The organism is Nocardia macrotermitis, from assembly GCF_009604405.1.
Taxonomy (GTDB): Bacteria; Actinomycetota; Actinomycetes; order Mycobacteriales; family Mycobacteriaceae; genus Nocardia; species Nocardia macrotermitis.
On record NZ_WEGK01000012.1, the window covers coordinates 38744 to 61542 of the forward strand.

25 protein-coding genes are annotated in these 22799 nt (G+C 67.0%); 11 read left to right on the forward strand and 14 right to left on the reverse strand.

Features of this window, described 5'->3' with window-relative positions:
* Positions 1 to 51: 51 nt before the first annotated feature.
* A complete protein-coding gene (locus NRB20_RS25315) occupies positions 52 to 1263 on the reverse strand; it encodes a pyridoxal phosphate-dependent aminotransferase (protein WP_153413294.1) in 1212 nt (403 codons plus the stop codon).
* A gap of 93 nt (positions 1264 to 1356) precedes the next feature.
* Here NRB20_RS25315 and NRB20_RS25320 point away from each other — a divergent pair, with 93 nt between their 5' ends.
* The gene (locus tag NRB20_RS25320; RefSeq protein ID WP_319945377.1) at positions 1357 to 1932 is read left to right on the forward strand and encodes a winged helix-turn-helix transcriptional regulator; all 576 of its coding nucleotides are present in this window, start codon (positions 1357 to 1359) and stop codon (positions 1930 to 1932) included.
* A gap of 6 nt (positions 1933 to 1938) precedes the next feature.
* Here NRB20_RS25320 and NRB20_RS25325 read toward each other — a convergent pair whose 3' ends face one another.
* Positions 1939 to 3186, reverse strand: coding sequence for an FAD-binding protein (locus tag NRB20_RS25325; protein ID WP_153413296.1), 1248 nt, complete (start codon positions 3184 to 3186; stop codon positions 1939 to 1941).
* A gap of 116 nt (positions 3187 to 3302) precedes the next feature.
* Between NRB20_RS25325 and NRB20_RS25330 the strand changes: the two genes are divergently transcribed.
* Entirely contained in the window at positions 3303 to 3803 is a 501-nt protein-coding gene (locus NRB20_RS25330) for a polyketide cyclase (protein WP_153413298.1), read from the forward strand.
* A 30-nt stretch (positions 3804 to 3833) separates the two neighbouring features.
* Here NRB20_RS25330 and NRB20_RS25335 read toward each other — a convergent pair whose 3' ends face one another.
* Genes NRB20_RS25335 through NRB20_RS25345 form a run of 3 tightly spaced genes read right to left on the reverse strand, consistent with a single transcriptional unit; the run spans position 3834 to position 5208 of the window.
* On the reverse strand, positions 3834 to 4688 hold the full coding sequence (locus NRB20_RS25335) for a class I SAM-dependent methyltransferase (protein ID WP_319945378.1): 855 nt from the start codon (positions 4686 to 4688) through the stop codon (positions 3834 to 3836).
* On the reverse strand, positions 4685 to 5032 hold the full coding sequence (locus NRB20_RS25340) for a VOC family protein (RefSeq protein ID WP_319945379.1): 348 nt from the start codon (positions 5030 to 5032) through the stop codon (positions 4685 to 4687). The genes NRB20_RS25335 and NRB20_RS25340 overlap by 4 nt, the downstream gene beginning before the upstream one ends.
* A gap of 14 nt (positions 5033 to 5046) precedes the next feature.
* The gene (locus tag NRB20_RS25345; protein WP_319945380.1) at positions 5047 to 5208 is read right to left on the reverse strand and encodes a ribbon-helix-helix domain-containing protein; all 162 of its coding nucleotides are present in this window, start codon (positions 5206 to 5208) and stop codon (positions 5047 to 5049) included.
* Between the two features lie 122 nt (positions 5209 to 5330).
* Between NRB20_RS25345 and NRB20_RS25350 the strand changes: the two genes are divergently transcribed.
* Both NRB20_RS25350 and NRB20_RS25355 read left to right on the forward strand, forming a co-directional pair.
* Positions 5331 to 5915 (forward strand): TetR/AcrR family transcriptional regulator, encoded by a 585-nt coding sequence (locus NRB20_RS25350; protein ID WP_153413300.1) that lies wholly within the window; start codon positions 5331 to 5333, stop codon positions 5913 to 5915.
* A 58-nt stretch (positions 5916 to 5973) separates the two neighbouring features.
* Positions 5974 to 6759 carry an SDR family NAD(P)-dependent oxidoreductase gene (locus NRB20_RS25355; protein WP_153413302.1) on the forward strand — a complete coding sequence of 262 codons (786 nt, stop codon included), beginning with the start codon at positions 5974 to 5976 and terminating at the stop codon, positions 6757 to 6759.
* On the opposite strand, the gene NRB20_RS25360 is transcribed toward NRB20_RS25355, so the two are convergent.
* Both NRB20_RS25360 and NRB20_RS25365 read right to left on the reverse strand, forming a co-directional pair.
* A complete protein-coding gene (locus NRB20_RS25360) occupies positions 6756 to 8393 on the reverse strand; it encodes an ABC-F family ATP-binding cassette domain-containing protein (protein ID WP_153413304.1) in 1638 nt (545 codons plus the stop codon). The two genes, NRB20_RS25355 and NRB20_RS25360, sit on opposite strands and share 4 nt — an antisense overlap.
* A 169-nt stretch (positions 8394 to 8562) precedes the next feature.
* A complete protein-coding gene (locus tag NRB20_RS25365) occupies positions 8563 to 9048 on the reverse strand; it encodes a MarR family winged helix-turn-helix transcriptional regulator (RefSeq protein WP_153413306.1) in 486 nt (161 codons plus the stop codon).
* A gap of 167 nt (positions 9049 to 9215) precedes the next feature.
* On the opposite strand from NRB20_RS25365, the gene NRB20_RS25370 reads away from it, so the two are divergent.
* Both NRB20_RS25370 and NRB20_RS25375 read left to right on the forward strand, forming a co-directional pair.
* Positions 9216 to 10205 (forward strand): pirin family protein, encoded by a 990-nt coding sequence (locus tag NRB20_RS25370; RefSeq protein WP_153413308.1) that lies wholly within the window; start codon positions 9216 to 9218, stop codon positions 10203 to 10205.
* Between the two features lie 268 nt (positions 10206 to 10473).
* Entirely contained in the window at positions 10474 to 11181 is a 708-nt protein-coding gene (locus NRB20_RS25375) for a class I SAM-dependent methyltransferase (protein WP_153413310.1), read from the forward strand.
* Positions 11182 to 11255: 74 nt separating this feature from the next.
* Here the strand turns inward: NRB20_RS25375 and NRB20_RS25380 are convergent, their stop codons facing one another.
* Positions 11256 to 11714, reverse strand: coding sequence for a P-loop NTPase family protein (locus NRB20_RS25380; RefSeq protein WP_153413311.1), 459 nt, complete (start codon positions 11712 to 11714; stop codon positions 11256 to 11258).
* Between the two features lie 443 nt (positions 11715 to 12157).
* On the reverse strand, positions 12158 to 13069 hold the full coding sequence (locus NRB20_RS25385) for a polymorphic toxin type 44 domain-containing protein (RefSeq protein WP_319945381.1): 912 nt from the start codon (positions 13067 to 13069) through the stop codon (positions 12158 to 12160).
* A gap of 410 nt (positions 13070 to 13479) precedes the next feature.
* Here NRB20_RS25385 and NRB20_RS25390 point away from each other — a divergent pair, with 410 nt between their 5' ends.
* Positions 13480 to 13851, forward strand: a complete 372-nt coding sequence (locus tag NRB20_RS25390; protein WP_153413313.1) for a hypothetical protein — start codon at positions 13480 to 13482, stop codon at positions 13849 to 13851.
* Between the two features lie 203 nt (positions 13852 to 14054).
* Positions 14055 to 14264, forward strand: coding sequence for a hypothetical protein (locus NRB20_RS25395; protein ID WP_153413315.1), 210 nt, complete (start codon positions 14055 to 14057; stop codon positions 14262 to 14264).
* Between the two features lie 230 nt (positions 14265 to 14494).
* On the opposite strand, the gene NRB20_RS25400 is transcribed toward NRB20_RS25395, so the two are convergent.
* Positions 14495 to 15208, reverse strand: coding sequence for a helix-turn-helix domain-containing protein (locus NRB20_RS25400; RefSeq protein ID WP_194290001.1), 714 nt, complete (start codon positions 15206 to 15208; stop codon positions 14495 to 14497).
* Between the two features lie 159 nt (positions 15209 to 15367).
* Between NRB20_RS25400 and NRB20_RS25405 the strand changes: the two genes are divergently transcribed.
* The 3 genes from NRB20_RS25405 to NRB20_RS25415 all read left to right on the forward strand — a co-directional run bounded on the left by NRB20_RS25405 (position 15368) and on the right by NRB20_RS25415 (position 17754).
* A complete protein-coding gene (locus tag NRB20_RS25405; protein WP_153413319.1) occupies positions 15368 to 16078 on the forward strand; it encodes a TetR/AcrR family transcriptional regulator in 711 nt (236 codons plus the stop codon).
* Between the two features lie 339 nt (positions 16079 to 16417).
* Positions 16418 to 16741, forward strand: coding sequence for a hypothetical protein (locus tag NRB20_RS25410; RefSeq protein ID WP_153413321.1), 324 nt, complete (start codon positions 16418 to 16420; stop codon positions 16739 to 16741).
* A gap of 86 nt (positions 16742 to 16827) precedes the next feature.
* Positions 16828 to 17754, forward strand: a complete 927-nt coding sequence (locus tag NRB20_RS25415) for a tyrosine-type recombinase/integrase (protein ID WP_194290002.1) — start codon at positions 16828 to 16830, stop codon at positions 17752 to 17754.
* Between the two features lie 49 nt (positions 17755 to 17803).
* Here NRB20_RS25415 and NRB20_RS25420 read toward each other — a convergent pair whose 3' ends face one another.
* From NRB20_RS25420 to NRB20_RS25425, 4 genes are all read right to left on the reverse strand, one after another.
* Positions 17804 to 20290: a Tn3 family transposase gene (locus NRB20_RS25420; RefSeq protein ID WP_227833878.1), complete on the reverse strand. Its 2487-nt coding sequence runs from the start codon at positions 20288 to 20290 to the stop codon at positions 17804 to 17806.
* A complete protein-coding gene (locus NRB20_RS38410) occupies positions 20188 to 20811 on the reverse strand; it encodes a DUF4158 domain-containing protein (protein ID WP_319945382.1) in 624 nt (207 codons plus the stop codon). The genes NRB20_RS25420 and NRB20_RS38410 overlap by 103 nt, the downstream gene beginning before the upstream one ends.
* Positions 20751 to 21536, reverse strand: coding sequence for a hypothetical protein (locus NRB20_RS38415; protein ID WP_227833857.1), 786 nt, complete (start codon positions 21534 to 21536; stop codon positions 20751 to 20753). Before NRB20_RS38415 ends, NRB20_RS38410 begins: the two co-directional genes overlap by 61 nt.
* 94 nt (positions 21537 to 21630) lie before the next feature.
* A complete protein-coding gene (locus tag NRB20_RS25425; RefSeq protein ID WP_319945383.1) occupies positions 21631 to 22770 on the reverse strand; it encodes a sigma-70 family RNA polymerase sigma factor in 1140 nt (379 codons plus the stop codon).
* Positions 22771 to 22799 lie beyond the last annotated feature (29 nt).

Genomic DNA, 22799 nt, shown 5'->3' on the forward strand with positions numbered 1-22799 from the left:
CAACCTAGCGTGCCGATCGACGTGGATGATCCGGGCGATACCTGCTGCGGCTCACTGCCGATAGGTCGACAGGAAGCGGCCGATGCGTTCGATGACCGCCTCGAGGTCGTCGGCGTGCGGCAGGGTCAGGATGCGGAAATGGTCGGGGTGGGGCCAGTTGAAGCCGGTGCCCTGCACGATGTGCACCTTTTCCTGGAGCAGCAGGTCCAGGACGAACTGTTCGTCGTCGTGGATCGGGTAGACGGCCGGATCGATGCGGGGGAACGCGTACAGCGCGCCCCTGGGTTTCACACACGACACGCCCGGAATCGAGGTCAGGGCTTCCACGGCGCGGTCGCGTTGTTCGCGCAGGCGGCCACCGGGCAGGGTGAGGTCGTGGATGCTCTGATATCCGCCCAGGGCGGCCTGGATCGCTTGCTGCGCAGGAACGTTCGCGCACAGGCGCAGCCCCGCGAGCATGGTCAGGCCCTCGAGATAGCTGGCCGCATGCTGGGTGGGGCCCGAGACCACCAGCCAGCCCGAACGGAAGCCCGCGCAGCGGTAGCCCTTGGACAGCCCGGAGAAGGTCAGGCACAGCAGATCCGGGGCCAGCGAGGCCGTCGCGGTGTGAGTGAGGCCGTCGTAGAGGATCTTGTCGTAGATCTCGTCGGAGAACACCACCAGGTTGTGGCGGCGCGCGATGTCCAGGATCGGGCGCAGCACCTCGGGCGGGTACACCGCGCCGGTCGGATTGTTCGGGTTGATCAGGACGATAGCGCGGGTGCGGTCGGTGATCCGGGCCTCGATATCGACCGGATCCGGACACCAGTCCGCGCCCTCGTCGCACAGGTAGTGCACCGCGCGCCCGCCGTTGAGCGTGGTCGCGGCGGTCCAGAGCGGGAAATCCGGTGCGGGAACGAGGACTTCGTCGCCGGTCTCCAACAGCGCGGTCAATGCCATCATGATCAACTCGGACACGCCGTTGCCCAGGAACACCTCCTCCACGTCGACCCCGTGCACCCCGAGGGTCTGGTAGTACTGGACCACCGCGCGTCGCGCCGGGAGCAGGCCCTTGGAGGAGCTGTAACCGCTCGAAGCGGGTAACGCGCGCACCATGTCCTGCAGGATCTCCGCGGGCGCCTCGAATCCGAACAGCAGCGGATTGCCGGTGTTCAGCTTGATGACGTGATGCCCCTCGGCCTCCAGGCGCGCGGCCTGTTCGGCGACCGGGCCGCGGATCTCGTACGACACGCCCGCGAGTTTGCTGGACTGGGTCAGCTGCATGGAAGTCCCTCCTCGTGATGGCCTCCGCACACTGTACTTGGAAATTCCAAGTTTGCACTTGGAATTTCCAACTGCTCCGCTACAGTGGGTGAGGTGTCCCGCCGAAACTACGACCACTTCTGCTCGGTCAGTCGCGCCCTGGACGTCGTAGGGGATCGCTGGAGCCTGCTGGTGGTGCGCGAATTGTCCTCGGGCCCCAGGCGATACAGCGATCTGTTCGCCGACCTGCCCGGCATCAGCACCGATATGCTCGCCACCCGGCTGCGCGAGCTGGAACAGGACGGCATCCTGACCCGCCGCCGCGTCGGGCCCCGCGCGGCCACGGCGGTTTACGAACTCACCGACTCCGGTGCCGCGCTGCGTCCGGTACTGGAGGCGCTATCGGATTGGGGCACACCGCATCTGGGTGCTCGTCGCAGTACCGACGCGGTGCGCGCGCACTGGTTCGCTTTACCGCTGGGGCGGGTGGTGGCCCGGCAGGTGGCCCACGGCAGGGTTACCGTGCACATCGGTGAGGCGGTGTTCCACTACGTCATCGACGGCGATGTCATCACCCATCACGACGGGCCCGCCGTCGATCCGGACCGGGAATTCCGTCTCGAGCTGGACGAGGCGATCGAGGTCGCGCTCGGTACGCGGGCGTTGAGCGGGCAGGCGAGCGAGGTCTGAGGCGGATCAGGCACGGGTGAAGTGGCGATCGAGGAAGTCGTTGCCGAACTTGCCCCCCGGATCATAGTGTGCGAGAAGACGTTCGAAGTCCGCGTAGTGGTCGTACCGGGTACGCAGAGTCGCCGCGTCGCAGGTGAAGAGTTTGCCCCAGTGCGGGCGAACCGCGAACGGGCTCAACAACTCCTCGATCACCGGTAGCAGCGCGGTGACCGCGGGGGTGTCATCGATCCAGGTGAAATGGAATGCGGCCGAATCCCGTTCGGCGGCGGGGGACAGCCACAGCCCCTCCGCCGCGATCGTGCGGATCTCGCAGGTCTGGACCAGCGGGGACATCCGATCCCGGATCGTATCGAGCGCACGGTACGCCGCCACGACATTCGCGCGCGGCACGAAGAACTCCGACTGGAGCTCACGGCCCGTGCTCGGGGTGAAATCCATCCGGAAATGCGGCAGCCGATGCTGCCAGGGACCCGGCTCACCCAGCTGGGTCGTGCAGTGCCGCGTATCCATCCCCGGAACCGGATGACGCGGACCGTCCGCGCGAGTCGCACCGAACCATCGCGGACCCGGAACATCCTGTGTGCGTGGACCTTTCACCCACACCTGATCCAGCTGATCGGTCCGCCACGTGGTGAACACGCTCACGCTGTACCCCGCGCCGAGGATCTCCTGCGCGTGCCCGGCGAACTCCTCGGCGGGCAACCGGTCGTACACGTACTGCGCGATCTCGAAGCCGGGCACCAGATCCAACGTCAACGCCGTAACCACCCCGAACCCGCCGAGCCCGACCACCATCCCCGCGAAATCCGGATGCCCACGCCGGATCTCGACCAACTCGCCCTCCGCGGTGACCAATTCCAGACCCGACACCGACGAGGCCAGACTCGTATTCCGCACCCCCGAACCATGTGTCGCGGTCGCCACCGCCCCGGCCACCGAAATATGCGGCAGCGAACCGAGATTCGGCAACGCGAACCCCGCCGCGTACAGCCGGTCGGCGAAATCCCCGTACCGCAACCCGCCCGCCACCGTGACACGCGATGCCGCCGCGTCGATCTCCACCCGGGGCGGCAACCCAGCCAGCGAGATCAACTCACCGTCGGTATCGGCGATCCGATTGAACGAGTGCCCACTGCCCAGCGCCCGCACCCGCCCGGCCCCGGCCACCAGCGCCCGCACCTCGTCCACCGCACCGGGCCGATGCACCTCGCGCGCCCCGAACGTGATGTTGCCCGCCCAATTCGTGTGCACCATGCTTGTTTCCTCTCCATCACACCGCGTGCCCACGTTAGCGCGCACATGATCTTCACCAGGGGTGATCGGTGACGACCGCCACTGCCGCATTCTCGAAATCGGTGGAGGATGGGGGCATGATCGGTGACCGATGGGGCGTCGATGACGACGAAACCCTGCGTCCGTACCCGTGCGACGACTTCGTGCCCTCGCCCACATTGTCGGCCTGGCGAGGAGTGACAGTCCGGGCGTCGTCGGAAGTGGTGTGGCCCTGGGTCGGGCAGATCAGGCTCGCGCCCTACTCCTACGACTGGATCGACAACCTCGGCCGTCGCTCACCCCGCGAACCGGCCGATCTTCCCGAGCCGCACGTGGGCGAGAGATTCACCGCCACCGGTGGGCGTCCGCTCGGGCGGATCGTCTCGGTGACGCCCGGGGAACAGTTGACGGCCACCATCATCGGCGCTTTCATGTCCTACGTCCTGGTGCCCCGCGACGCCGACACCACGCGCCTGCTGCTCAAGGTCGTCATCCGCACCAACCGGTTGCTGGCACCCGGTCTGTCCGTCGGCGATCTGATCATGGCCCGCCGACAGCTGCTGAACCTCAAGTCGCTCGCCGAGAGCCATCGTCGCTGATCGGACTCTCGACGGCACCGCGTGAACGCGCTACGTGCGCGCGACGAGCAACTCCTCCGACGCCGCCGGACGCATCCCGTCGGAGCGGTCGCGAAAGTAGCGGCCGGTCAGGTCGCCCGCCGAAATCGTCCGCGCGGCAGTGAATCCCGATTCGAGCGCCAGCGCACGGATCTGCTCCGGATCGTAGAAACTGATGAACGGGGTGCCCGACGACCGCGCACCACGCTCGGCGAATTCGCGCAATATCCGCTCGTCCGCATCGACACGATCGATCGGCAACATGTAGGTCATCACCAGTGTCGACCCCGGCGCGAGCGTCGAGATGCGTTGCAGGGTCGCGGTATTGGCCGCGTCCGTCAGATACATCGACACCCCGGTCGAGGCCACCACCGCCGGACGCAGCGGATCGAACCCGGCCGCGGTCAGCCGCTCCCACCACGACTCGGCCTCGAAATCCACCGGCACCAAACGTAATCCGGGCGGCACACCCAGGCCGACCTCGTCCAGCCGCCGACGTTTCCACTCCTGCGGACCGGGCTGATCGACCTCGAAAATCGTGACGGCCGAAGCGATCTCGGGACGCCGCTGCGCCAGCGTGTCCAGACCCGCGCCCAGCAGCACATACTGCCCGACGCCCGCGTCGGCCTGCTCGGTGATCAGATCCTCGATGAACCGCGCCCGCGCCACGATGCCCGCCCGCATCGGACGAGTCGAGTCGGGATCCATATCCGGGCGCTCCCGCCAGTCCCGCGCCGGATCGACCAGCCGCAACCCGATCTCGTCCCGCAGCACGTGCGGGGGCGCGTCGGCCTCGAGATGCAGTGCCCGCCACAACGCCACCCGCTCCGCGGTGTGTTCGGGCTCGATCGCCTGATCGCCGGTCACGCCGGATCCGCCGGGGTCGCCTGCAGGGTCCACAACCGTCCGTCCGGATCCCGCACGACCATCTCCCTGGTCCCGAAGTGCGTCTCGGCGAAGTCGCTGACCACCTCGGCGTCACCGTCGAACCGCACCGCCTCGGTGTCGGGCACCGCCAGCACCAGCCGGGTGTCGGGCTCCTCGTGCGGCACCTCCGCGATGAACACCGCCGGACCCGCGCCGTTGCGGAACAGTCCGGAGTTGTGGTCGGTGGTGAAATCGGTGTCGTAGCCCAGGGATTGCATGAACCGGGCGGCTTTGCCCCAGTTGCGTGTCGTCAGATAGACCGCCGCGATACCGGTGGTGCTCACGATCGGTACTCCTTTCACTCGGGTGGTTGCTCGGTGGGGGATTCGGCCAGATACGCGCGCAACGCCTCGGCCACCAACGCCGACAACGACTGCCCCGACTCGATGGCCCGGAATTTGACCTGCTTGATCAAATCCACCGGCAGATACACGTTGAACTGCTTCACCTCGTCGCCCACACCTCGACGCTAGCATGCTAGCAAGCTAGCGGGAAAGTGTCGTCTGGCTCGTCGCAGCCCCGACGACCACCCGGATCCGCTCACAATGGACCCCTGAGTCCAAAATTCGGTATCCTCGCACCATGACGATCACCGCGAAGGGCCGCGCCACCCGCCAGCGGATCATCGAGGGCGCGGCGGTGCATCTGCGCAGCGAGGATCCCGGCACGGTGACACTCGACGACATCCGGGCGATCACCGGGACCAGCAAGGGGCAGATCTTCCACTATTTCCCCGGCGGCAAGGAGGAACTGCTGGTCGCGGTCGCACATTACGAAGCCGATCGGGTACTCGAGGATCAACAACCGCATCTGGGCGCGCTGACCTCGTGGGCGGCCTGGGAACGGTGGCGCGAGGCGGTCCTGGCCAGGTATCGAGCCCAGGGGCGACACTGCCCGCTGGGTTCGCTGATGTCGCAGGTCGGAACCACCGCCGGAGCCGCCGAAGTGGTCGGCATCCTGCTCACGCAGTGGTGCGAACACATCCGGCGCGGCATCGTCGCGATGCAGACCGCCGGACTCGTGAGCGACCGGATCGATCCCGACGCGGTCGCGATGACATTCGTCGCCGCGATCCAAGGTGGAGTCCAGGTACTGCGCACCACCGGCAGCATCACCTACCTGGAAACCGCGATGAACACCCTGATCGACCACCTGCGCAACGGGTGACCCGACCCACCACGCTTTGGACTTGCTGGTCCAAAAATTCGCTCGTACCGTCGGCCCTATGTCACGACTCGCAGGAAAAACAGCCCTCATCACCGGATCCACCAGCAATATCGGCCGCGCCATCGCCGAGGCGTACGCCGCGCAGGGCGCGCACGTCGTGGTGTCCGGCCGCGACGACGCCCGCGCCCACGAGGTGGTCGAACGCATCCGCGCCGCGGGCGGCCGCGCGGACTACGTGCGCGCCGAGCTGGACGGCACCCCCGAGGCCAGTCGCGCCCTGGCCCGGGAGGCCACCGCGATACTCGGCGGGCGGATCGACATCCTGGTCAACAACGCCGGAATCTTCCCGCCCGGAACGACTCTCACCGTCGAGGAGGACACGTTCGATCGCGTCTACGCGGTGAACGTCAAGGCCCCGTTCTTCCTCACCCAGACCATCGCGCCCGCGATGATCGACGCCGGCGGCGGCGTCATCATCAACCTCGGCTCGTGGGTCGCGCGCCTGTCGGTCCCGGTCGGCGCGCTGTACGCCTCCACCAAGGGCGCGATGGAAACCCTCACCCGCGCCTGGTCCGCGGAATTCGGCCCCCGCGGAGTCCGCGTGAACGCCATCTCCCCGGGCGTGATCCGATCCGGCGATCAGGCCCCGGGCACCCGCACCCCGGGCGACACCATGATGCACGGCACCCCCGCGGGACGCTTGGGCACACCCGAGGCCATCGCCGCGGCCGCGGTGTATCTGGCCTCCGACGACGCCGAATTCGTGCACGGCACCGTCCTGGACGTCGACGGCGGCCGCACCGGCGTCGCGGTCATCGCCGAACCGGTCGCGGCCAGGGTCTAGACCGGATCGGGTGCGGCGATCTGGCTCAACCGGCCTCGGTCGAACCGCAGCCAGCGCTGCACCCGAACCTCGCGCAGAAAACGTTCGTCGTGGCTGACCACGACGAACGCGCCCTGATAGCCCTCGAGCGCACTCTCGAGTTGCCCGACGCCGATCAGGTCCAGATTGTTCGTCGGCTCGTCCAGCAGCAACAGGTGTGGTGCGGGTTCGGCGAACAGCGCGCACGCCAGACTCGCCCGCAACAGTTCTCCGCCCGAGAGGTCCCGCACCGTGCGATGCGCGGCCGGTCCGCGAAACAGCAAGCGCGCCAACGCGTTCATCCGCCCGGCCGCGGGCATCCGGGGTGCGCTGGCCGCGAGGTTCTCCGCGACGGTCAGGTCGGGGTCGAGCAGATCCAGCCGTTGCGACAGATACGCCACCCGGCCCTCGGCCCGCCGCAACTCGCCGTGTTCGGGAGTCAGCGCACCGGCCAGGATGCGCAGCAGCGTGGATTTGCCCGCGCCGTTCGGACCGGTCAGCGCGATCCGCTCGGGTCCGCGGATGGTCAGGTCGACGCCGTCCTCGGTGAAGATCTCGCGGCCGCCCAGGCGCAGCCGCAGCCCTTCCCCGTGGAACACCGTGCGCCCGGCGGGCACCTCGGTGCCGGGTAGATCCAACACGATGCGCTGCTCCTCACGTACCGCGCGTTGCGCCTGATCGAGCCGGTCACGGGCTTGATCGACGCGCGCGTTGTGTGTCTGACCCGCCCGCGCCGCGGACTCCTGGGCGTTGCGTTTCATGGTGCCGGCGAAGATCTTCGGCAATCCGGCATCGCCCACGGTGCGCGCGGCATTGCCCGCCCGTCGCGCCGCGCGTTCCCGCGCCAGTTGCAGATCGCGCTTCTCCCGCTTGACCTGTTGTTCGGCGGTGCGCACATTTTTCTCGGCCACCTCCCGCGCGGCCTGCACCGACGCCTCGTAGGCGGTGAAATTGCCGCTGTGGAAACGGATTTCGGCGCGGTCGAGTTCGGCGATGCGGTCCATCCGGTCCAGCAGCGGCCGGTCGTGCGCGACCACCAGCAGGCATCCGCTCCACTCCTCGAGCACCTCGTAGAGGCGGTGGCGCGCGTCGATGTCGAGGTTGTTGGTCGGCTCGTCCAGCAGCAGCACGTCCGGGCGACGCAGCAGTTGCGCGGCCAGCCCGAGCGTGAGGATCTGCCCGCCGCTGAGGGTGCCCAGCTCGCGGGTCAGCGCGAGATCGCCGAGGCCGAGGCGTTCGAGTTGGGCGCGGGTGCGTTCCTCGATATCCCAATCCGAACCGATGACGGTGAAGTGTTCCTCGGCCGCGTCACCGGATTCCACGGCGGCCAGCGCCGCGAGCACCGGGGCGATCCCCAGTACCTGAGCGACGTTCGAGGTGCTGGTCAAGGGCAGATTCTGCGGCAGATAACCCAGGACACCCGAGACGGTGACACTGCCGCGCGATGCCCGCAGGTCCCCGGCGATCAGGCGCAGCAGTGTGCTCTTGCCCGCGCCGTTGGGTGCGACCAGACCGGTGCGCCCGCCGGGCACGGTGAACGACAGATCCCGGAACACCGCGGTGTCATCGGGCCAGGTGAACGACAGATTCGAACAAACGATGCGAGCATCGGACATGGGGAGACTCCCAGGATGAGAGGGGTGGGGGAACGACGACATGGCCACGACAGCCGCACCGCGTGCGCTGGTGGCCGGGACTCCGGATCTATCCGGAGATGTCGAGTTCACCCGCCATATCTGGTCTCCTCACCAGGTTCGTAATCCCGGCGGCCACTGTAGCAGCGGGTCATCCCCGCTCGGCGGCCGCGGCATTCTCCGCACGTTCGAGACGGGCGCGCGTGCGGGTGAAAATCTTTCCCAGACAAGCCAATTCGTCCTCGGTGAGCTCGTCCAGGAACAACTCGCGCACGGTGCGGGCGTGACCGGGCGCGGCGGCCAGGAACGTCTCGAGTCCGGTCGCGGTCAGTACCGCGCGATACCCGCGCCCGTCGCCGGGGGCCGGTTCGCGGGTGAGCAGGCCGCGTTTGATCATCGAGTTGACCTGGTAGGTGATGCGGCTGCGGGAGAACACCATTCGGTCTGCGAGCTCGCTCATCCGCAGCCGCTGCTGCGGTGCCTCCCGCAGTAGCAACAGCAGGTGGTAGTCGATCAGGCTCAACCCGCTCGAGGCGCGCAACGCCGCGTCCACGCAGGTCTCGAGCCGTACGCTGCCCTCGAGATAGGCGCGCCACGCCTGCACTTGATCCGCCCGCAGTTCGCTCGACTCGGCCATCGCACTCCTCACTGGTTCAAATCTTGATCATACGAGCCGACCCACTCCTCACGGCCGGTCCTTCGGCGAATCGATGCCGGAAAAACGTCCTCGGGGCTACCGGGAATGTTCGTGGTGGGCCTATGGTTGTCAGGGTAGACAAAATTTTAACTACATTGGAGGTCGTCATGCCAGCTGTGACAGCGGACACCCTGACGCTGCCCCGAGTGCCCGCACCGGACCCGGCCGCGATGCAGCAGCGTCGCGTCCGCTCGGTGACGACGGCGCCGACCGGATTCGAGGGCGAGGGATTCCCGGTGCGCCGCGCGTTCGCCGGAGTGGCGCTCGCGGATCTGGACCCGTTCATCCACATGGACCAGATGGGCGAGGTCGAATACGCGCCGGGCGAACCCAAGGGCACCCCGTGGCATCCGCACCGCGGCTTCGAAACAGTCACCTACATCATGGACGGCGTCTTCGAACACCAGGACTCATACGGTGGCGGCGGCACCATCAGCAACGGGGACACCCAGTGGATGACCGCGGGCAGCGGCATCCTGCACATCGAGAAGCCGCCCGAGGCGCTGGTGGTGTCGGGCGGACTGTTCCACGGCATCCAGCTGTGGGTGAACCTGCCGCGGGCGAACAAGTTCAACGCACCCCGCTACCAGGACATCCGCGGCGGCCAGGCCACCCTGCTGTCCTCCGACGACGGCGGCGCGCTGCTCCGGGTGATCGCCGGTGACCTGGACGGACACACCGGCCCGGGCAACACCTTCACCCCCATCAGCCTCGTGCACGCCACCGTCAGCCCCGGCGCCCGGCTGAACCTGCCGTGGAACCGCGAGTTCAACGCGCTGGCCTACGTCATGGCCGGTGTCGGGGCCGTCGGTGAGGATCAGCAGCCGATCCGCAAGGGCCAGCTGGCCGTCTTCGGCCCCGGCGACGCGCTCACCCTCACCGCGGGCACCTCCACCCCGTCCGCCGAACCGAACCTGGAAGTGCTGCTGCTGGGCGGCGCGCCGATCCGCGAACCGGTCGCGCACTACGGACCGTTCGTGATGAACACCCGCGCCGAACTCATGCAGGCGTTCGAGGACTACCAGGCCGGACGTTTCGGCGTCATCCCCGCGGAGAAGGTCCCGCACACCGACGGCGACCCCGCCCCGCAGGCATGAGCCCGCACCCCGGATCGCGCGAACATACGCACCCCTCGCGCGATCCGGAGCCGGTTCGTTTCTTCCCGGTTGAGACCGGACACGCTGACCGTCGTCGTTGACATGCCCCCGTGGGTGTCCACTACCGTCGGGACCCGACACACCGCCCGCGCATTCGAGGCGCGGGCCGCGGCGATCGCGGATACGCGGCATCGTCGGCGAGGCAGGCGCGGCAGTCACGCTGCCGCCGGACGGGCACGACACCGGCGACCCACGAAGGGGAAACCCCTTGACCACCAGCGATTTCGCGTACACCGGGTGCGACAATCTGGAAGCGATGGCCGAAGCGGTCAACTACAACACCTTCCTGGTCGACACCGTCGACCGACACTTGGACCCCGACGCCTCCGAGGTGCGGGTGCTGGACTTCGGGGCGGGCTCGGGCACCTACGCCGATCTGCTCGCCGAACGCCGGATCACCCCCGAATGCCTCGAACCCGATGAAGATCTGCGAGAGATCCTGCGCGCCAAGGGATATCGCGTCGTGGACCCCGATCGCGACGGCGAGCGATACGGCCTGATCTACACCTTCAACGTCCTCGAACACATCAAGAACGACCAGGCCGCTTCCGAACAACTGGCCGCGCTGCTGCGCCCCGGCGGGACCCTGGTGGTGTACGTGCCCGCACTGGAAATGCTGTTCACCGCCATGGACACCAAGGTCGGGCACTATCGCCGCTACCGGCGCACCCAGTTGAACCGCATCCTGCGCAACGCGGGCCTGGACATCGTCGAATCCCGCTACTGCGACCCGCTCGGCTTCTTCGCCACCCTCGCCTACAAGGCCCTCGGCCCCGACGACGGCACCCTCAACCCGCGCTCCCTCAAACTCTACGACCGCGCGCTGTTTCCCGTCAGCCGCGCGCTACAGCTTCTGACCAGCAAGTTCTTCGGTAAGAACGTGCTGGTCGTGGCGACCAAATCCGGAGCGCGCTAGCGGTACGAACCGCCAGCCACATGTATCCGGGAATCGACTCGGCGAGAACCGACGACGTTGGTCGACAACGGTTTTCATCGCTGCTCGTCGAGAAACCGCTCGACTTCGCGAGGATGACGTAACAGGTACTGGTCAGCGGATGCGCACCGAGAGATCCCCGCGAGGATTCCGGGCAGACTGCGGCGGCGGTAGCAGATCACCCAACGCCAGAACACGAGGCTCTCGCGGGAGCGGCGTAAGGCGCGCCAGAGGCAGACACCGAGCGGGAAATCCAGCACGATGATCGTGTCGGCGGCGCGCAGGCGTGGTTCGAGAACATCGAAGGGCCCCAGATCGCCGTCGAGAATCCAGGTTTCGGCCGCCACGAGTTCGTCCTGGATCGCCGCCCACCGATCGCGGGGGAGCGGGGTCGCATCCGCCGACCAGAACAACTCGTCCAACTCGGTGAGCGGCAATCCGGTCGCTGCGGCCAATCGCCGTGCGAGTGCGGACTTACCCGCGCCACCACGGCCGAGGATGACGACCCGCCGCATCAGATTGTCGGCGGTTCCAGGTCGAACGAGCGGATCTCGACATCTTCGAAAGCGAATCGATCGCCGCCCAACTCCCCGGCCTCGACGTGCTCGCACGACACCCTCACCCGTTCCATCGCGGATCCGACCGTCTACGCGACAGCCGCCCGGACCCTGCTGAAAGCCCTGGAAATCCATCCTCGCACCCGACTCATCGGCAGGCAGCCTCGAGCTCGAACCCGGCCGAGTGGGGGCGGACGACGACCGACAACTCCGCCGGAATCTCGAAAGTCTCGGCCTGCCAGCCGATTACGGCATACGGGGTCCGCTAGCGCGAAAAGTCGCGCTAGCGGATTAACCCGCCGGGTGGCCCGGAGGGTTTCACCTCCGGGCCACCCGGCGTACTAGATCAGTGCTGCTGCCCGTCGAGCGGCGGGCACGCCTTCAAAGCCTGGCGAGGTTCGTTAGTTGGGGATGGGCTTGGCCACCCCAGCCTTGACCAGCTGAGCTTGGTGCTCGATCAGATAGTCGGCGATCGCGCTAGGGGTCTCACCTGGCCCGTACTTCGTGTAGAAGTCAATCCCCAGGTCTACGGTAAGTACATCGCCTGGGTCCGTAGCGCCCGTTCCCGGCGCCTGGTGCGCCTTACGCAAAGTCTCGGCATCGATACCCGCGCTGCGTCCCACGTATCCGTAGTGGAAGTTGGACCACAAGTCGTAGGAGAGGAGGTATTTCGTGCCGTTCCACTGGAAGTAGTAGGTGCCGCGGCTGCGGTCCAGATCATAGGCTCGGCCACCGAACGTCGCTGCGAGGTAAGCCTTGTGGTCCCACGGACCGCCGGGCTTCACCTGCCGAAACCAGTCAGCTATGGCCTGCATCCGATCCGGCCCGCCGTTTCGGTACAGGCGCTCGATGTCCTTGAATACCTCACTCTGCACGTTCTTGCTGATCTCCTGGTGCAACCAGCCAACAAGTTGGTCATGAATCGGAACGTCGTCACAGTCGATCCAGTCGCTGTTCTTCACCGTCGGCACCGCACACCGCGTAGTCTCGCGCACCTTACCCGTGTGGTCTTGCCACTTGATGGTGACCATGCCCTTGAACCACCAGTTCGGCAAGTTCTCGCAGTTCCCACCCCCCCGTAACCCGATCTTTCCCGTGGTCACCTCTTTGCCATTCTGGTTGGTCCCGGTCGCGATTGCGTAGCCCCCACGCATCCCGCTCACGTCGGGGAGCTGGGAGCAAAACGATATCTGCTGACCGTTGGTTCCAGCCTCCGCCGGGGCGGCCATAACGATCATTCCAGTGCCAGCAATTCCTACCGTAAGTACGGCCGGAAACACCTTCCGTGTAACCCTCGAGCTCAGCGCATTCACAGCGATTCTCCTTCTTGCGTCCTGTTCATTGAGAGGCGCGCGGCGCAGGGTCTGCCGCGCCTTTCGGTTGGTTTCCCGTTGTGCCCGAGAATGTTCGGGCCCGACACAGTCTGTCGCCCTGTTCGAGGAGTGGGAATGGGTTTGACGTCTCATGGACGTGCTGAGATGTCGCGAGACGGTTCGTCCTGCTCAAGGCGGTATCTGCCTGCGTCTCAGTACGTCTCCGAGACGTTGAACCGGTTCCCGGTGCCCGTCTGCTGCGGCAGTATGTGTGGTGCCGGGCTGCATTACTGAGAACGAGAAGATTTGCATGAATCGCGATGTGTTCTGAGGTTCGGGAGTTTCATCCTGGATGTCGTCCCAACGATAAGTCAACGCTCGGGTTTTTGCTCAGGAAAGGAATATCGATCATGAATCTATGCACGAGTCTCGCCGCCGGTTTCGCGGTTCTCGCTGCCGGTGCGGGCCTGGCTCTTGTCGGCGATAACACGGCGGCCGCGGTGCCGGTGAATTCTGTGCCCGCCGATTCGGTGACGGGTCCGGCCCGTATGGGAGGAGACGGCTCCTGCTACCTGAACTGGGTCCACAAGGACCAGCAAAGCGTGAATATGTGGTGCGCGGGCAGCGGACCTGAGCGCTACGGGGTGACCGTGCAGTGCACGAAGAACGGCAAGAATTACCAGTACAACTCCGAGAACACTCCCGTATACGGTGATCGAGGGGGTGCGGTAGCCACCTGCAAAGAAGGCACTGCAACCACCTGGTGGCCGCATCCAGCATGACAGGCCTCCACGTACACCGCGATTCCGCTCGATCCGCGCATCGAGGCGCTGAAACCCGCGCCGGACTGGGCGGGAGGTTCCGCATCGGCGCTCTTTTCGCCCGTCGAAGGCGCCGCTCATGGCCGTCGAAGTGGCTCCGTCGGGTCGCGTGCTGGTGTCCGCGCACTCTCGGAGCGAAGCCCATCTCTGGACAGGAACGTGAGATGACCACCGTACTCGACCCTTTCGAAGAGCCCACCGGTACACCCACGCCGCCGCGCAAGCCGCTGGCTCCGCTCCTGATCGTCTTGTTCGCCGGTGTTGTCGCGGTGCCGGTCGGCCTGTGCGCCGGTGCCGACATCGCTCTCGGAGTCTTCGGCATCATCGCCGAGGTCGGTATCGAACTGTGGGGCCATTACGGCCACCGCCGGTAACCATCACCGCAGCGCCGCTCGGCCGCTGCCCGTGGTGGATCGTGCGACCGCGGCCACGACAAATGAACCGGAAGCCCCGGGTCGTGGTTGGTTGCACGGAAAGCCATCCACTCCTGCCGATGTCCTACAAACAGCGAAAGTGTCAGGCCCAGATGAGTGTCACCGCAGCGAGCGGAACACCGGTCGCCTCGGGGCGGGCCTCGGTGAACACCGCGATCCCGGCGCGGCTGCTACGACCACGAGCTGCAATAGATGTAGTCCATACAGGCATGAACCCATGCACCGTGGCCGGGCGGCAGATCCACGGTGAGGTCGTAGGGCTGCGTGTGACCCGGCTGGGCTTGGGCGAGATCGACGACCCGAGTACACCCTGGGTTCGGGCGATCTCGCCAGGCCACACACAGTTGAGCAGTGGCTTGCCTCGCATCGGCCTGGGCGATGAGTTCACCTTTGACATGAACGTTTTTGTTGTCCGTCCAGCACATCGTCCCGACTGTGTACACCTGGAGCGTGGCCTTGTAGGGTCGACAGCCGCTGGTCGGCGAGGGGGTTTTCGATGTGTCACCGAAGGTGAATGCCACCACCAGCAGCGCCACCGCGAACGCCGCTACAGCACCCCCACCGGCCAGCAGGTACCTGCGGTGCGGCGGGGTGGCAGTGGTGGCCGTGTCCCACAACTCGAGCAACGGTGCCGGATCCGCTCCACACGCCTGCGCGATGTCGTGGACGGCCTGACGCGGGGGGAACGCACCATCGCCCCTGACGTACCGCGCCACTGTCGCTCTGGCGTAGGGGATCTCGTCGGACAGCTGGGTGAAGCTCAGCCCGGAATTCTGCTTGAGCCGGCCGAGCTCGGTGATCAGCTGCCGACCGGCGCGCGTTGTGAGCGGGTCCGCCGGTGTCGTGGAGGTTCGCCAGCGTGAGAACACCTTCCACGCGACCATATGCCGCTGTCCCCCAATCGTGTGATGCCTCAGCATCGAACAATGCAGCCGTACGAACCGGCAGGTACGCTAAACGGTATTCATTAAATGAATGCCGTTTAGTGCGAATCGATCGTAGCGCGGCGGGTAGGACTGTCAACCCGCGAAGGAGGTGTGGCGATGCAGCGGCGGGACCGAGTCCGGGTGCAGACGGTGCGTGAGATCGAGATGATCGCGTTGCGGCTGCTGGTCGAGGGCGGCCCCGCCGCGATCACCTTGCACGCCATCGCGCGCGAATTGGGGATGACCCCGAGTGCCTTGTACGGGTACTACGACAGCCGCGACGAACTGGTCGCCTCGCTGATCGCCACCGTGTACCAGAGCCTGCTCCAAGAACTCGAGGCCGCGTGTGACGCGATGCCGGCCACGGACGCGGCCGGCCAGATACTGGCCTGGGCATCCACTTTCCGTCACTGGGCGGTGGCGAACCCGCATCAGTTCCGGCTGCTCTACGGCGACGCAATACCCGGATACACCCCACCGGCGGGTCACAGCCCCGCCGAGGAAGCCGCCTGCCGGGTCGGTGCGGGCTTCGCCGGACTGGCAGCTGCCGCCTGGCCACACGCCGCGCCGCTGCAGGCGACCGGGACCGCGCGGTGGGCCGATTTCGATGACATCCTCGTCGACCGCACCCGAGCAGCGTTCCCCGACCTTCCCCCCGAAGGACTGGCGCTGGCGCTGCGGCTATGGGGCCGCATGCACGGGCTCGTCGCACTGGAGATCTGGGGACATCTGACACCCTTGACCCGCGACCCAGCGGCCCTGTACCTCGCCGAGATACACGACCTCATCCGCTCACTCGGACTGACCACGGCACCGAAAGGTAACTGACTCGCGGGGTCCCAGTAGCTTTCGCGGAAAACAAACGAAGTTCGCTTGGCTTGCGAATTCGATGCTCAAGCCAGGCTCGGCGCGCAACTGCGAACCCCGCTGCCAGTCCGGAAGCCCGATGAACGTCGTCGGCCGCGTAGAAGCACATCAGGGAATCGCCTGTGAGGTGCGGGTTTCATGGTCTCAGTCCAGATCCGCGAAAAGTCGCGCTAAGGATTTACCGCAGATAAGAGCGTATTATCTGCGGTAAACTGGGTGCGGGTCGGATCCGACGTGCCGCGATGGTTCGCCGAGCGGCGGACGACTCCGTAATTTATCTGCGGTAGAAGGGTGGGCGTGATGGCAGAAGATCGACCGGACCTCGAAGTGGTGGTCCACCATGCTGTGTCGGACGCGATCAATGGGTACGCCCGGCAGGTGAGCGGGGTCGAGCTGCCGGGGCTGATGTGGCGGTGGAACCACGGGATCACCGAGGACTCATCGGCGGTCGGGGTCTCCACGGAGATCGACGTCGAGCGGATGCGCGCGGATCTGCGGATGTGGGCCGAGGCGTTGTCGCTCGAGCAGCTCGCGCTGCTTCCCCCTTCCGGCTACATCCGGTATACCGGTGTGCTCCCCAGCAAGGTGCAGGTGACGGTCACCGGGTACCACCCCGATGTCTGAGACGAGCAAGGCCACCGCCGCGTGGGCGGGCCTGAATCCCCGTCAGCGGCTGTACCTTTCGACGATCCTGGACTTCGAGGATCGCAATGGCTGAGCCGGGCCGGGTCCGATCGATCCGCCACAGCGTGCGCCTGGGTGACGCGCGGGACATCTACCTGGGCACGATCGTCTCGCCGAACACCCGCCGCGGCTACGGGATCGCGCTGGCCGCGCTGGTCGAGGCGTTCGGCGCCGATTCGGATGTGGGACTGCTGGATCCCGACCGGGTCGATGGCTGGTTCCGGTTCCGGTGGGGTGGGGCGTCGGCGCAGACGTTCAACGTCCGGCTCGCGTCGTTGCGGGCCGCGTGTACCTATTGGGCCGAGCGGTGCTGGCTGGTCGGGGATCCGTTGCAGCGGTTGCGGCCCCGGCCGGTGCCGGCGGACCGGTCCCGGGCGGTCACCCGGGCGGAGGTGACCGCGATCCTCGGCCTGGACGTGCCGCTGCGGGAACGGGTGCTGTGGACGATGCTGTACGAAACCGCCGCTCGCGCAGAGGAACTGCTGGAACTCGACGTTCCGGATCTGGACACCGCGAACCGGTGCGCCCGGGTGACCCGTAAGGGCGGCACCGTGGACGTGGTGGCGTGGCAGACCGGCACCGCCCGGCTGCTGCCCCGCATGCTCGCCGGCCGCCGCACCGGCCCGGTGTTCGTGACCGACCGGAAAGCGAAACCGCATGTGGCGGTGGCCGATACCGACCCGGGTAGCGGGCGGGGCCGGTTGTCGTACCGGCGGGCCGCGGAACTGTTCGAGGACAATACCGCCGGGTTCACCGGTGGCCCGTTCACGCTGCACCAGCTCCGGCACTCCCGGCTCACCCACGCCGCCGAGGACGGCGCGTCCACACCGATGCTGATGACGCTGTCCGGGCACACCTCGGTGCGGTCGCTGGCGAAATACGCGCGACCGGGCAAGGACGCGCTGCTGGCCTGGCAGGCGAACACCGACCCGGCCGCGCGGCGCCGCCGCTGAATCCGCCGGTGCCAGTGCCGAATTCGTCACCGCCGGACCGGGGCCCGGCTCAGTCGTCGTCCTCGGGGGTGTCCGGATCGCGCAGCGGCCGGTGGCCGCCGAGTTCGGGCAGGTGGAAGCTGTAATGACCTTCCAGCCGGATGTGTTTTCGCCCGAACGCCGACAGGCGGGCGGCGTCCTCGTCGCGCACCGGGTAGTCCTGCTCCCGCAGCGCGGCCAGAGCCCGATCGCTGTACACCGAATTCCATAGCACCACGATGTTGAGGATCAGGCCCAGTGCCGAGAGCTGGTTCTCCATCCCGTCGAGGTAGCCGCGGGTGATCTCGCCCTTGCGGCCGTGAAAGATGGCGCGGCCCAGGTCGTGGCGGCCTTCCTGGAGGTTGGACTGGGCTTTGGCTTCACGCCGGTAGGGTTCATCGTCGGCCAGGCGCAGGATGTGCAGGGTCTTGAAGATCCGCCCGTAGTGGGCGATCGCCTGCCCGAGGCTGGTCGGGTTGCCGTCGCGGGAGATCATCCGGGTCACCTCGTGACCGGACACCTCGCCGCGGTGCATCGACACCGCAACCCGGCACATGTCCTCCCAGTGGGAGCAGATCTTGTCCACGTCGATCGGGCCGCGCGCGGCCCGATCCAGGGGCCCGTAGTCGGCGGACGGGTCGATGCGCCACAGCCGATGGTCGGGCAGGTTCGCCAGCTGCGGCCGGTACTTGTATCCGAGCAGGTGCGACAGGCCGAACACGATGTCGGAATAAGACCCCGAGTCGGTGATGATGTCCTCGGGCACCTTGCTGCCCTCGGGCTGGCGCAGCAGCACGTCCATGAAGTTCAGCGAGTCCTTCGGGGTGCCGGCCACCACGACCGCGTTCAACCCGGCAGCCTGGTCGTTGAGCATGTTCAACCAGGTCGCGCCCTTCTTCCGGCCGAAATACTTCGGATTCGAGCGGGCATGGATCGACCGGACCGGCACCACGAACCGCATCCCGTCCACGCTCGCCACGCACCCGCCGCCCCACAGCTGCGCCAACGGCACCGCGGCCTGGGCGTTGACCAGCACCGTATTCGCCGCCGACAGGGTCTCCGCGCGCAGGTAATGCTGGTCGACGTGCCGGAGCCGGTCACGGGTCAACGCGTCCGCGCCTGGTGAAACCACCGGGGCCAGGCCGACATTCATCGCCTGCGAGCACAGCACCGCCGCGACCGACACACCGAGGTTCGCCGCGCGGGCTCCGGTACCGGCGACGTGGGTGAACGATTCGGCGAACTCCGGGCACCAGCTCATCACCTCGAGCACCATCTCCGGCAGATCCACCCGCGGCATCATCGCCGCGCCCCGGCGCCGCAGGTCGATCAGACTCGGCGGATCCGGCAACGCAGCCAAGGCCGCGACGTGCAGCTTCCCGTCCTCGTCCACCGAGGCCGGGGTGTCCTCGCCCAGGCGACCGGCAAGCTCCCGGTAGACGGCGTCCAGATCGTCTGCGAGATCGGCCAGCAGCCGGCGTGGATGGTCCGGCAGCCCGAGCGCGTTCATGCCGCCGTCGCGGGCCTGCTCCCAGTCCATTCCCGACAGCAGATGTGCCCGCGGGTCGCGCCACTTCGAGGAGTGCTCGGCGAAGATGTTGCGGTACTTCAGATGCCGATGGAACTGCTCGAGCAGACACAGCGTGTAGGCGGCCCGATTCACCGTGCCCTCGGGCCGCTCACCCGGATACACCAGCCGCGACCAGCCCCCGCCCACCAGGTCGTGATCGGTGCGCCGCGCGTCCAGCCACCGCGCGGGCAGCCCGCGGCCACGCTGCGGCGCGAGCAGATCCGCCAACTCCCGCATCGCTTTGAGCACCGGCACACCGTCACCGACCGCGCCGAACTCGATGTGCCGCATCATCGCCGGCAGGAACACCCGCACCGTCGCGAACCGGCCCGCCAGCTCCTCTAGCCGCTGGGAATCGAACTCCGGGTCCGCTTGCGGCACCAGCTCATCGATCGCCGCGAGCGCGGCCTGTAGCTCGGCGCGGGTCACGGTGTTCTCGATCAGATCCCACACCAGCTGTAGCGACAGCTCCGGTTCGGTCTCGGTCATCTCCAGCAGCACCCGCACCGCCCGCGCCAGCTTCCCTGCGTTCTTACTCATCCGCGGGTACCGGCGCAGCTTCTCCTCCTTGGACTGCCGCTCCGCCCGGGACATCAAATTGGTCACCATCAGCAGGTCGAACAACTCGAGCACATCGTCGATCGCCTTGGCGCGCAACGTGAACACCGTCGCGACCAGCAACGCCAGCAGCCGTTCCCGCTGCGATCGCATCCGCCGCAGGTGCGCGGTCTTACCGGTCAAACCGTGCGACGCCAACGCGATCAGCCGGCGCGAAGACACCCGGGAAACATCGACCGACACCGGAACCACCGCGTTCAGGTCCCGCACTCGCGCCAGCGCATTCTTCATGCCCGTCGACGACGGCGCGAACGCGCCCTTGCGCAGCCGCTCCAGCTCCACAAACTTGCGGCGGTTCTCTTCCCGGGTATCCAGCAGCCCGAGCAACATCCCCGGTTGCCCGGCGGTGAGCTGTCCGGCCAGATGCGCCACAACCGCTGGTCAGCGGCCTGTTTGGTCTCGGCGACCAGCCGCTCCAGCGTGGTGATGCCGGGCAGCAGCGCGCCCTTGTCCCGCAGCCACCGCACTGCCCCCGCGGTGAGAACTTTCGGGCCGTCGCCGGTCGTCCACGACTGATCAGCGATCCACGCCGCCAGCTCATTCTCGATATCGGCGAACTCGATCAGCCCGTACCGGCGCGCGATCTCGTCCTGATGGTCGTACCGGGTCTGCCTGCGGTCCAGGTACGACTTCACGCAGGATGGGTCCTCGATGCTCAGCTGCTCGGCCAGGTAGTCCACCACATTCGCAGGCACCTCCAGCGGATCCGGCAGGAACATCCCCAAGTAGCGGACCGTCACCAGTTGGACGGCGAACCCCAGTCGATTGCTGTCACGGCGGCGCTCGGCAATCAGCTCCCGGTCCTGCTCGTCGAGATGGAAGAACCGCTCCAGCTCGGCCCGCGCCAGCACCCCGAATCGGCCGTACCCCGGCACCACACCCTCATCACGCACAGCCGCCCATGAAACCACCAGCGGTCCTTATCGGCGCGCATATTGCCCAGGTGCGCGTCCATGTGCAGTAACTGCCGGTCCCGCAGGAACGCCGTGATCTCCGACAGTTGCTGCTCGAACGCGGCGGCCCTACCGACCGGGTCCTCCGCCAGCCAGTCCGTGATCGGATGCGGGATGTATTCGCAGAACAGCACCAGGCTGCGATCCGCGGCGATCAGCGCTTCCAGGCGCGCCCGCACGGCGGGGCTGCCGCCCCGGCCCGAGACCGCGGCATCGATGTCGGCGTGTTCGTCCGGGATCGGCGACCGGCCGGGCAGCACCCGCCAGTGATAGAGGATCGGGAACGCCTGTGTCTGTCCGGCCAGCACCGCGTCGGTGAGGATGAGGTTGGCTTCCAACTCTCGCCGAACGCTGAAACCCGGGCCGCCGCCGATGCCGTACTGGCCGAACAGCGGCACCTCGAACAGATTCGCCGTGGAGTCCGGATCGGCGACCTCTCGGTTGGTCAACGGGATCCGCTTGGTGAACACCGGCACGCCATCGATCTCCACGAGCGACGCGCTCCCACCGACACCGACGTTGACGACTCGACCGACGGCTACCAGATCGGCCAGCGCGTCATCGTCGCGGGACGCCAGGAAGGTCGAAAGGCGTTGGTATCGAGCATTTCTGGTGGACGTCATCGCACGATTGTGCCAGCGATCGAACTGCTCGCGCGCAGGTGCGAGCCGCCCCACCATCGAATTCCTCGACGCCCCAGCAGGGTTCATCGAACAATCAGCCGAGTTCGGCTAGTCGGCGGATGAGGAATCGGCGCTCGGGTTCGGTTGCGGCCAATTGCAGTGCGCGCGTGAATGCTTCGCGGGCCTCGTCGATGCGGCCCAGTCGGCGGAGCAACTCCGCGCGGGTGGAGTGCAGGTAGCGGTAACCGTCGAGATCGAGGGAATCGACAAGCTCGAGGGCACGTCCGGGGGCACCGCCCTCGGTGATCGCCACTGCCCGGTTCAGCGCGACAACCGGTGAGCCGGTGAGCTTTTCGAGCGATTCGTACAGCAACTCGACCTGGGCCCAGTCGATCGGCTCCTCGGTCTGCAGGGAGGCGATGGCGGCCTGAACGGCGTAGCGGCCACCGGTGGGCCGCATGGCCAACGCCCGGTCCAGCACCGCACGGCCCTCGGTGATCATTGCCGAATCGTGCAGTGCGCGATCCTGTTCGGCGAGCGGAACCACCGCATCGTCCACCACCCGAGCCCGCCGCCGCGACTCGTGCAGCAGCATGAGTGCGAGCAGTGCGTACGCCTCCGGCTCGTCCGGCATCAGCGAGACCAGCAGCCGCCCGAGCCGGATCGCTTCGGCCGCAAGGTCTTCGCGGCCGGTGTAGCCCTCGTTGAAGATCAGATAGATCACCGCCAGCACCGCGGCCAGCCGCTCGGGCAGCATCGGATCGGCGGGCACCGCGAACGGGATCGCCGTCGCCTTGATCTTCGACTTCGCCCGGGAGAGACGGCGTTTCATCGTCTCCTCCGACACCACGAACGCGCGCGCGATCTCACCCGTGCTCAACCCGCCCAGCGCCCGCAAGGTGAGCGCCACCTGCGCCTCCACGGCGAGTGCCGGATGGCAGCAGGTGAAGATGAGTTTCAGGCGTTCGTCGGCGATCGTGCTGTCGTCGAAGTCGATTTCGTCCATCTCGGTGACCATCCGATCGCGCAACAGCAGCCGATGTTTGTCCGCCAGCGTCCGCTCCCGGCGCAGCCGGTCGATGGCCCGGTTCCGCCCGGTCGTCACCAGCCACGCGATCGGATGCCGCGGCATCCCGTCCCGTGGCCATCGCTCGGCCGCGGCCGTGAAGGCATCCTGCGCGGCTTCCTCCGCGAGATCGAAATCGCCGAGGAAGCCGACCAGCGATGCCAGCACGCGACCCCACTCGCGCCGGAAGACGTCCT